The following is a 10393-nucleotide window of genomic DNA, read 5'->3' on the forward strand; positions in this document are numbered from 1 at the left end:
AACTAAAAATGATTACAAGATAAGAAAAGGAAGAAGATTATCATGAAAAAAATATATCTAGATCAGGCAAGTACCTCCTGCCCCAAGGCTCCGGGCGTGGCAGACGCGGTCTTTCATTATCTGTCCGGCCATGCAGTCAATATCAACCGTGGAAGCTATGACACGGCTTTTTCTGTGGAAGAACAGATTTTTGACACAAGAGAACAGCTGAAACAGCTTTTTCATTTTCCGGATAAAAGCCGCAATGTAATTTTTACCGCCAATGTCACAGCAAGCCTGAATATTCTTCTGAAGGGTCTGCTCCGTCCCGGAGACCATGTTCTGGTAAGCTCCATGGAACATAATGCTGTGATGCGTCCACTGGTACAGCTTGAAAAAACAGGGGTAAGCTTCGACCGGATTCCCTGCGACTCTGCCGGAAACATGCTTCTGGAACAGGCGGAAAATCTGCTCCGCCCGGAAACCCGCCTTCTTGTATGCCTTCACGGTTCCAACGTCTGCGGCACACTGATGCCCATAAAAGCCATCGGAGAATTCTGTCATAAGCATGGAATTCTTTTTGTCCTGGATACTGCGCAGACCGCAGGCGTGCTTCCCATAGACATGGAAGCCTGTCACATAGACGCACTGGCATTTACCGGTCATAAGGGCTTCCGGGGACCTCAGGGAATCGGTGGTTTTCTTATCCGGGAAGCTCTGGTTTCTGATATGGTTCCTCTTCTCAGCGGAGGCACCGGAAGCATTTCCCACACGGAAGAAATCCCTGATTTTATGCCCGACCGCTTTGAACCGGGTACGCCTAATATTCCGGGAATCCTTGGACTCCATGCAGCGCTTTCCTGTACGGGGCAGATATGTTCTCATGAAAATTTCCGCCATGAAATGAAACTGACAGAACACTTTATCAGAGGAATCCAGTCCATGGATCCTCTGGGAAAACATCTTCGGATCATTGGCAGGACCGACTGTCCGGACACTCTGGAAACTGCCGTCCGCTGCTCTGTAGTTTCTGTCCTGACACCAGAGATCGATATGGCAGACGCTGCCTTTCAGATGGATAATACTTATGGGATCATGACAAGAGTGGGACTCCACTGCGCACCTTCTGCGCACAAAACTCTGGGAACTTATCCCCAGGGAACCATCCGCTTTTCCTTCGGTCCGGAAAATACCCTGGAAGAAATAAACACCACGCTGAAGGCTCTGGAAGAAATCGCCGGAAGCTGCTGAAACAGGAGGGAAATTTATGGATTTTAAACAGCTGGAAGCATTTACAGCAGTGGTAGATTATGGCAGCTTTTCTGAGGCCGCACGCCGCCTCTATCTGACCCAGCCTACCATCAGCGCACATATCCGTGCGCTGGAAAATGAACTGAAAGTAAAACTGATCATAAGGACAACAAAAAAGCTGACCATCACCACAAAGGGATATCAGCTTTATGACAGCGCGGTCCGTATCCTCCATATCCGCAATAATCTTATGGAAGATTTTACCGGTTCCAAAAAACATATCATTGATCTCAGCGCCTCCACCATCCCGTCCTCCTACTTGCTTCCGGAAATGCTTGCAGGCTTCGGTAAGGTATGCCCGGACGTCTATTTCCACTCTCTGCAGTCAGACAGCTCCGAAGCCATCCAGAAGGTAATGGACGGCAGTGTGGATCTTGGACTTGTTGGACAGTATACCGAACAGGAGGACTGCTGCTTTATCCCTTTCTGTCAGGATTCTCTGGTGATTGCAGCGCCTGTAACGCCTCATTACCTGAAACTCCAGGAAGACAATGCGTCTCTGCAGGAGCTGGTAAAAGAACCTATGATCGTCCGTGAAAAGGGTTCCGGAACAAAAAAAGAAATGGATTATTTTCTGGAAAAATCTAATATCTCACCATCAGATCTGAATGTGATCGCAAGGATGAACGATCTGGAAAGTATCAAAAAATCCATTGTCAACGGACTGGGAATTTCCATTCTTTCCGCCCGTTCCGTTCAGGATCTGAAAAAAACAAAACAAATTCTTCTGTTTCCTCTGAAGGATGCGGAACACAAAAGAAATTTCTATATTGTATACAGCCGGAACCGGATCCTGAAGCCTCATGTACGCCAGTTTATTCAGTTTGTAAAAAGCTTTTATCCTGTCACCTGACGATATACTGCCTGAATTTCTTTGCCTGTGGCCAGATTTTCCGAAAAGGCGCTGGCGCTTCCTGCTGCAAGTCCCATATAAAAAGCATGTCTGTAATCCTGCTTCTCCAGCCAGCCCGCCATAAAACCTGCTGCCATGGAATCTCCGGCTCCTACGCTGTTTACAAGCTTGCCTCTGGGAGCCGGTTTACTGTATATTCTTCCGTCTGCCGCAATCAGGACTGCCCCCTCTCCGGCCATGGAAACCAGAACGTTTTTTGCACCCATTTCCTGAAGCTTCTTTCCGTAAGGAACCACATCCTCTCTCGTTTTCAGTTCCACGCCGAAGATTTCGCCTAATTCATGATTATTGGGTTTTACAAGGAACGGGTGATATTTCAGTACCTTCACCAGCAGGTCTCCAGCAGCATCCACAACGGTCATAACCTCTTTTTCTTTCAGTCGTTCCATAATCTTCTCGTACATATTGTCCGGCATGGAGGACGGAATACTTCCCGCAAGAAAAAGTACGTCTCCCCTGTCCAGCTGATCCAGCTTCTGCATCAGCTCTTCCACCTTATCCGGGCTGATCTCCGGTCCGGCGCCATTGATCTCGGTTCCGTCAATAGATCTCAGCTTTACATTAATTCTGGAAATCCCGTTTTTCACAGAAATAAAATCAGAATCCACGCCCATCTCCTGAAGTCTGCGGATAATCTCGTCTCCTGTGAAGCCGGCAGTGAAACCAAGAGCTGTATTTCTGATCCCAAGATTCATAAGAACAAGAGAAACATTGATTCCCTTTCCCCCCGGAAGAATCCGCTCCGCGCTTGTCCGATTAGTCAGACCCATTCTGAAATTCTCCACATCTACAATGTAGTCCAGAGATGGATTAAAAGTTACTGTACAGATCATTTTTCTCCCCTCCCTGTTCCCTAATCCAGAATTTTTTGCAGACAGTCCAAAAATGCCTTTTCTCCGAAGGTATTCACCTTAAAAACCATAGCCTGGCTTCCTCCGGAGGTGATCGCTGATATTCTTACCGGACCGTTCCCACACTGAAACAACGTCACATTCATGCTTACACGGTTAGAACCCATGGCGCTGTATCTTTCAAATACACGAACGCTGCACCGCGCTTCCCCGTCCACAAAATCGCTGGAATCTTCCAGAGATGCGGTAGAGCTTCCATTGATGATTTCATTTTCTATTCTTTCCAGTAGTCCGTCAAAATCATTCCATAATTCTTTTTCCAGTTTTGCCATGATATTCTCCTTATAGTTCCTGTATCCTTCTGCGAAGTTCTCTGTCTCTGTCCTCAAAAAGCAGTTCCTTATTATATCTTACATAACGCTCACACTCATATGTTTCCAGAAATCTCACACAGTAAAAATCCGTATTGATCCCGGATACAAACATCACCATTTCCTGACTGTTGTAAAAAGCTGCTTCCATAAAATCAAAGGCATATTCCATGGTATGTTCCGCTGTTTCGCAATCCTGTTCCCAGACAGCTCTGTCTTTCTCAAAAGCAGCTCTGACCACATCAAATTTGCCCTCTTCCGGGATCTGAGTTTCTCTTTTTAAAAGCTTCTCATAAGCCCGCAGAAGCCCTGCTGCCTTTCGCACAGAAAGCTCCTCTTTCCGCTCCAGAAGTCCCTGCTCTTTTTTCTTTTCCATGATATTAAGAAGCTCGTCTGTATAGTCCCCCAGACGGAGAAGCAGAGGTTCTTCTGTCTGATCTTCTCTCAGTCCTTTCAGAACTGCAAACACTTTTTCCAGCACCAGTTCGCCCTGAACTGCCTCTCTGATCTTCTGGCGCATACCGGAAAAGATCAGGTTGACCACGCTTAATTTCTCATCAAATGGCGCATGAGAAACTTTTTTCACCATTGCTTCTGAGTTTTTTCCTTTCAGAATATCTGCAATATGATAGTCCTGCTGATACTTCCGGTAAAGCTCATAATAATCAGCAAATTCATCTGCAATCCTGTCATGCTGGATGTACTGGATCACCAGATCCCTGTTGATCTCTTTTCCGATTTTTTCGCATACTTCCATCATTCTGGACAGATCCTCCCAGCCTCTGGGCGTTGCAAACTGCTTCCCGTCAATGGTGGTTTCCATCTGATAAAAGCAGGAATTGCGAAGCTCCAGATAGGAGAGGATCGCCGGATGAAAATTCTCCTGAAAGGCATATTTCCGCCATGCCTGATAATCTGGTTCCGCCTGTATCTTTTTCACACGGTCAAGAGTAACCACATCAAATTCCCGTACCGATTTATTATATTCCGGCGGATTTCCTGCCGCAACGATCACCCATCCCTCTGGAATCCTGTGATTTCCAAAGGTCTTATTCTGCAGAAACTGCAGCATTGCCGGAGCAAGCGTTTCCGATACACAGTTGATCTCGTCAATAAAAAGGATCCCTTCATTGAGACCAGTTTCTTCCATGCGGTCATAAATACTTGCCACGATCTCACTCATGGTATATTCTGTGGCAGAATATGATCTGCCCCCGTATTCTTTTTTTGAAATAAAAGGAAGGCCGATGGCGCTCTGCCTGGTGTGGTGTGTTATTGTATAGGATACCAGCGCCACCCCACATTCGCGGGCTGCCTGCTCCATAATCTGTGTTTTTCCGATTCCCGGAGCCCCAAGGATCAGAACCGGTCTCTGCCTCACTGTGGGTATCTCATATTCTCCATATTCATCTTTTAAAAGGTATGCCCGGACAGTATCCACAACCTCCTGTTTTGCCTGTCTGATATTCATAATTTTTCTCCTGTTTCTTTTCTGTTCATTTATTCAAAATGCTCTGGAACACCTGTGAGATCCTCTTCTCCAAGGATCAGCTTCATGGCCCAGGGCGGTACGTCCACGTCCCTGTAATCCTCTTTCATAAAAACAAATACCGTATCATAGGGAGGCATCCTTCCGGGAAATATCCCGTAGCCGTCCGTAAAATAAAGAAGCCCCCGAAGCTTTTGAAAGGCGCCTTTTTTTATCAGCTGCTCCACATACTGAAAGGCCGGACGAAAATCCGTTCCCCCAAAGCCTTTTATAGTAAAATCCTGAAGATACTGCTCCATTTCCTCCTGATCATGGATCACAACATCCTCCTGGATCCGATCGTCACACTGAATGATATGCACCTGGATTTTTCGGAAAAAGCTTTCTGATCCGGAAAGTACACTATAGGTTTCTTCCAGAAATTTCTGTATCAGTTCTCCCTTGCAGGACATGGAAGTGTCCACTACGATCACAAAATCTTCGATCTTTCGGGTTTCTTTTGTCTCCAGCGGTTCGATCAGAGGCAGATTTCCGTAATGTTCCATTCCATAATGATAATAAATATAATCAAAGGTATCCAGATCCACCTGCATCTCTTCTTTCAATACTGAAAAACGCCGGAGAAATTCCCGGTAATCATGCCTTTTTCTGTTCTGTGCCCGAAGCTGTTCCATAAGCGTTGGCGCTTCCTTGGAGGCTTCTTTTGACATCAGCTCCATTTCTGTCTGAAGCTTCTTCCGTTTATCCTCCCACTGTTTTTTCGGGCTTGCCATTCCGCTTTTTTCTTCTGCATTTTTCCAGAAATGATGATCGTCTCTGCGAAATTCCAGAATCAGTCTTTCTGTTTCTTCCTCCGGCAGCGTTTCCAGGATTCTGTAAATACGTTCTGCGCTCAGAATCCCGTATTGATCCTTCCACTTCCGGTAAATTTCTCTTCGGAAGCTTCCCGGCCGGATATAGACCGGCTTCACATAAAGATCATCGATCATATTTTCCACTGCAATATCAGAAGCCAGATCCCAGAGTTTCCGGTTTCTGTCCTTACGTCCCCATAAATGACAGAAAAGGCAGTGAAAAAGCTGATGAAGATACAGGCGGTTCAGCAGGATCTTCTGATTCATAAATACAGGAATCAGCCAGGCAGGAGAAACAAAAAGCTGTTTTCCATCTGTTCCAAGTACAGAAGTTTCTTCCGATAAAACAGGTCTCAGTTCACTGAGAGGGCTGCACAGAAAATGCATGGAGATTCCCAGTTCATTTCTGGAATTTTTCAGGATCTCCTGACAGATATCCGAAATTTCCTCTTCCTTTTTTCTTTGTTCATGTACGAAATTCCCGTATTTTTCCCGGTATTTTTTCTCCATATCTGTCCTTTCTTTTTCTACAGGTCAAAGCTTCTTCTCCTTTTTCTTCCCAGACCTCCCAGCCTCTCCATTAAGATTCCTGTCCACCGGGGATCCTCCTGCTTCTGGGCTGTTTCCAACAGTTTTTCCATGGTTTCACGATCCGGTCCCAGCAGCTCCAGAAGCTGTTTCAGCAGCTGGTATTCTTTCTCCCTGCCCAGAAGTTCTGCCGCGTGTTCACTATGTTCTCTCAGATAAACAAGATATTTTTCCTCTGCTTTTTCAGTGAGCAAAAAAGGAAACAGCACTCTTCCCAATGCCAGCCGCAGCGCCACCTGTTCCTTTTCCCAGGCAATGGCATACGGAAAAATTTCATCATATTCTCCTGTATTTAATACCCGGTTCTGAAAGCAGTTCCGATACCGGATCCCGCTTCCATGTACATGATTTTCCAGAATACGGGCAGGTGTATTTTCTACCCCCTCCTCAAAAAATTCCGGAAACCAGAAGCAGCCCTTCTGATCCTTTTTTTCTATTTTAACACAAAGAGTTTCCGGAAGTTCTGTAAGGATTTCCCGCAGACAGGAACAATCGTTTTCTCCCAGCCTGACAGTCAGCTCACTTACCTGATGACAGCCGGTAAGCGCTCCTGCTCCCAGATCACAGAGCGCCCCTCCAAAAGAGATCTTTTTCAGATTCCGGCAGTTATAAAAAGCATATCTCCCTGTTTTTTCTATACTTTGCGGAAGGATCAGCTCTTCCAGATCTGACCCTGCGATTTCAGGAAACTTATCCACATTTTCAGCAATTTTTCCTTCTTCTGTACACAGATTTCCTCTGCGTAACATCTCTTCCAGTTCTCCTGGATCCATTCGGTCAGAAAACACATAGTCCCCAAGTTCCGTTACCGGTTCTCCCATAAGACATTCCGGGATTTCTACTATACTGTCATAGCCAAAAACCCTGCTGATCTTTCTCCCATTTTTTGTTTTTTCACACAAATACTGCATTTCCGATACCTTTCCACAAATTTTATCCGGAACAAATCACCTTATTTTTCTAAAATCAATCCTACCATCTAAGACTTTTTTCGTCAAGATTCCATTTCCAAACTTGCCTGATGCATAATTTCACAAAAGAAATGCAGAGCATTATTTCAGCCCTGCATTTCTTTTATTCTGCTACTGATCCTCTCCCATTCTGATTTTTTCCAGATGGGCGGAAAGTTCTTCGGATACATTGTCAAAAAGATAATTCTTACTGCTCTGACGCCGGGATCTCCATTCCTGTTTTCCGTTTTTTTCAGTGTCTTCGATTTCTTTTTTCAATCCCTGTGCGGAAAGTCTGTTGGCTCCCTGCCCCAGAATGATCATCTGCTCCAGACCGTCAGAGGTTGCCACTGTCACCTGATACTGACGGCCGATCCGGTGAACTGTTTTTTCTATATACTGGTCTGCTGTCTCCGCCTCTTTTGTATACACCACATAAATATTATGGTAGGGAATGACCTCCTCTGCATGTCCTTCTACCTTGTATGCATCAAAAACAAGGATCAGAGTACATTTTCGATATCCCTGATAATTACTGAGAATATCCATCAGCTTATCACAGGCCGCATGGATATTTTCTTTTGCCAGCTCCCGCAGATCCTCCCAGGCAAAAACAATATTGTACCCGTCCACCAGGAGATATTCTTCCTTTCTCGGTTTCCCGGGACGATACCGTATCGTTTCTTTCTGAGAGGAAACGGTAGTCTTTGAAGCATACATAGCCCGGTCTCTTTTTATCGGCCCAAAGGTACGCTCAAAAATCGCCTGCAGTTCCTGCTCGTCCTCATAGCTTCCACTGTAAGAATATCCCTTCTGGTATTTTTTTCCAGAAGTATTGCCTGAGATATCTGACAGTAATCTGCTGTTTTGTTCATCGTCTCCCTCCGAAAGCTCATACCAGCTTTCACTTTCCTCTGCCAGAGCCCCTGTGTCTATACCACTGTCCAGATGCATGTACTCCTCAACCTGATCCCATGGCACCACAAATCCAGCTCCATGTGCACAAAATACCGATCCGGTGGGATTTTCCAGATCGTGCTCCGAATCATATCCAACAGACTGTACCACAGCCTCCTGATTTTTGCAGGGCGCATACCCTTTCAGATTACAGAAAAGTCTTCCCCTGCCGCTTGTATAGGACACTACCTGTTTCTGATAATCGCGCATCTGGGAAACAGCAGCTGTCCCGGTAAGAACGGACATATCGCCTTCTGTTTCCGGCGATTCAAAGCTTCCCTGCATCTGCTGGATATCAGACATGGCGCGGCCGATCATCTCAGATGGAACCTCCAGACGAAATTCATAATAAGGCTCCAGAAGAATACTCTTTGCTTTTTTCAGACCCTGACGTACCGCACGGTACGTTGCCTGACGGAAATCGCCGCCTTCCGTATGCTTCACATGGGCCCGTCCGGTCAGAAGAGTAATCTGCACATCTGTCAATGGAGATCCTGTCAGAACCCCAAGATGTTCCTTTTCCTCCAGATGGGTCAGGATCAGTCTCTGCCAGTTTCGGGCAAGGACATCCTCACTGCATGCTGTAAAAAACTGGCAACCGCTTCCCGGTTCTCCCGGTTCCAGCAAAAGATGAACCTCCGCATAATGACGGAGAGGCTCAAAATGTCCCACACCTTCTACCGGAGCCGCAATGGTTTCTTTATATACAATATTTCCCGGACCAAATTCCACTGCCACATGAAAACGTTCCCAGATCATACTTTTCAGAATCTCCGTCTGTACCTCTCCCATCAGCTGTGCATGAATTTCTCCAAGACGACTGTCCCAGAGAATATGAAGCTGCGGTTCTTCCTCTTCAAGCTCCCGGAGACTCAGGAGCATTTTATGAGGATCACAGCCCTCAGGAAGAAGGATCTGGTAATTCAGCACAGGTTCCAGCACTGGCATCTGAGATTCCTCTTCTATTCCGATTCCCTGTCCCGGACATGTTTTGGAAGGTCCGGTAACTGCGCAGATTTCTCCTGCCCGTACCTCCGGCACGCTTTCTGCCTTTGCCCCGGAATAAATCCGTATCTGGTCGATCTTTTCCCCATTCAGCAGGGTTTTTACTTTCAGACTTCCCCCTGTGATCTTCAGATAAGTAAGACGATTTCCCTGCGGATCTCTGGCAATCTTAAAGACCTTTGCCCCAAATTCCTCCGGATACTTCCGACTGAGCGTATAATTCTCCAGACCCTTCAGGAATTCCTGTACTCCCTGCATTTTAAGCGCAGAACCAAACCAGCATGGAAAAACTCTTCTCTCTGCAATCAGACGGCAGATCTCTCCGTGTTCCAGCTCCCCTGTTTCCAGATAGGTCTCCAGAAGAGCTTCCTCACACATGGAGAGATTCTCCAGAAGCGCCTCACGCTCCTCCTGTTTACAGCTTCCTTTTCCCTCTTCAGCCGTCATAGCGCCAAAATCCATACAGTTTTCATTGAGCCTTTTTTGCAGTTCCTTCAGAAGTCCGTCCCGGTCCGTTCCCTGCTGGTCCATTTTATTTACAAAAATAAAAACAGGAATTTCATAGCGTGCCAGAAGCCGCCATAAAGTCATTGTATGGCTTTGTACTCCATCCATTCCGTTGATTACCAGAATCGCATAGTCCAACACCTGCAGAGTACGTTCCATTTCCGCCGAAAAGTCCACATGTCCCGGCGTATCCAGAAGAGTGATCTCCATGTCTTCGGTTTTTAATACTGCCTGTTTGGAAAAAATGGTAATTCCTCTTTCCCTTTCCAGCTTATAGGTATCCAGAAAAGCATCTCCGTGATCTACCCTTCCAAGCTTCCGGATCTCTCCGCACAGATAAAGCAGTCCCTCAGAAAGAGTGGTCTTTCCTGCATCTACATGGGCCAGGATGCCCACACATATCTGTTTTTTATTTTTTTCAGGTTCCTGTACGCCCATGAAAATTGCCTCCTACCGTAGTTGCATAATATTGCAATTATATCACAAAAAAAGACGTTGGTCGAGGTGCTGTTGGGGGGATTTTCACTATACTTATTCATAATTTGTTTACCATTAAATTCCCAGTCAGACAGTAGAAAAATGATGACGGAAAATCCTACAAATGCTATAATATCCGTA

The 10393-nt window shown here is 46.0% G+C and carries 8 protein-coding genes; 2 read left to right on the forward strand and 6 right to left on the reverse strand.

Features of this window, described 5'->3' with window-relative positions; genetic code table 11:
- Positions 1-42 precede the first annotated feature (42 nt).
- The gene (locus tag RDS42_RS07995) at positions 43-1230 is read left to right on the forward strand and encodes an aminotransferase class V-fold PLP-dependent enzyme (protein ID WP_308783185.1); all 1188 of its coding nucleotides are present in this window, start codon (positions 43-45) and stop codon (positions 1228-1230) included.
- A gap of 16 nt (positions 1231-1246) precedes the next feature.
- Positions 1247-2143, forward strand: a complete 897-nt coding sequence (locus RDS42_RS08000; protein WP_308783186.1) for a selenium metabolism-associated LysR family transcriptional regulator — start codon at positions 1247-1249, stop codon at positions 2141-2143.
- On the opposite strand, the gene pfkB is transcribed toward RDS42_RS08000, so the two are convergent.
- The 6 genes from pfkB to RDS42_RS08030 all read right to left on the reverse strand — a co-directional run bounded on the left by pfkB (position 2128) and on the right by RDS42_RS08030 (position 10213).
- Complete coding sequence (pfkB, locus tag RDS42_RS08005) at positions 2128-3036, reverse strand: 1-phosphofructokinase (RefSeq protein WP_308783187.1); 909 nt, start codon at positions 3034-3036, stop codon at positions 2128-2130. The two genes, RDS42_RS08000 and pfkB, sit on opposite strands and share 16 nt — an antisense overlap.
- 20 nt (positions 3037-3056) lie before the next feature.
- The gene (locus tag RDS42_RS08010; RefSeq protein WP_308783188.1) at positions 3057-3386 is read right to left on the reverse strand and encodes a DUF6054 family protein; all 330 of its coding nucleotides are present in this window, start codon (positions 3384-3386) and stop codon (positions 3057-3059) included.
- Between the two features lie 10 nt (positions 3387-3396).
- A complete protein-coding gene (locus RDS42_RS08015; protein ID WP_308783189.1) occupies positions 3397-4896 on the reverse strand; it encodes an AAA family ATPase in 1500 nt (499 codons plus the stop codon).
- A gap of 29 nt (positions 4897-4925) precedes the next feature.
- On the reverse strand, positions 4926-6278 hold the full coding sequence (locus RDS42_RS08020; protein WP_308783190.1) for a VWA-like domain-containing protein: 1353 nt from the start codon (positions 6276-6278) through the stop codon (positions 4926-4928).
- A gap of 17 nt (positions 6279-6295) precedes the next feature.
- The gene (locus tag RDS42_RS08025) at positions 6296-7267 is read right to left on the reverse strand and encodes a leucine-rich repeat protein (RefSeq protein ID WP_308783191.1); all 972 of its coding nucleotides are present in this window, start codon (positions 7265-7267) and stop codon (positions 6296-6298) included.
- 171 nt (positions 7268-7438) lie between these two features.
- Positions 7439-10213: a TetM/TetW/TetO/TetS family tetracycline resistance ribosomal protection protein gene (locus RDS42_RS08030; protein WP_308783192.1), complete on the reverse strand. Its 2775-nt coding sequence runs from the start codon at positions 10211-10213 to the stop codon at positions 7439-7441.
- Positions 10214-10393 lie beyond the last annotated feature (180 nt).

Origin of the sequence: uncultured Blautia sp., assembly GCF_902497045.1 — a bacterium.
Lineage (GTDB): Bacteria > Bacillota > Clostridia > Lachnospirales > Lachnospiraceae > Blautia_A.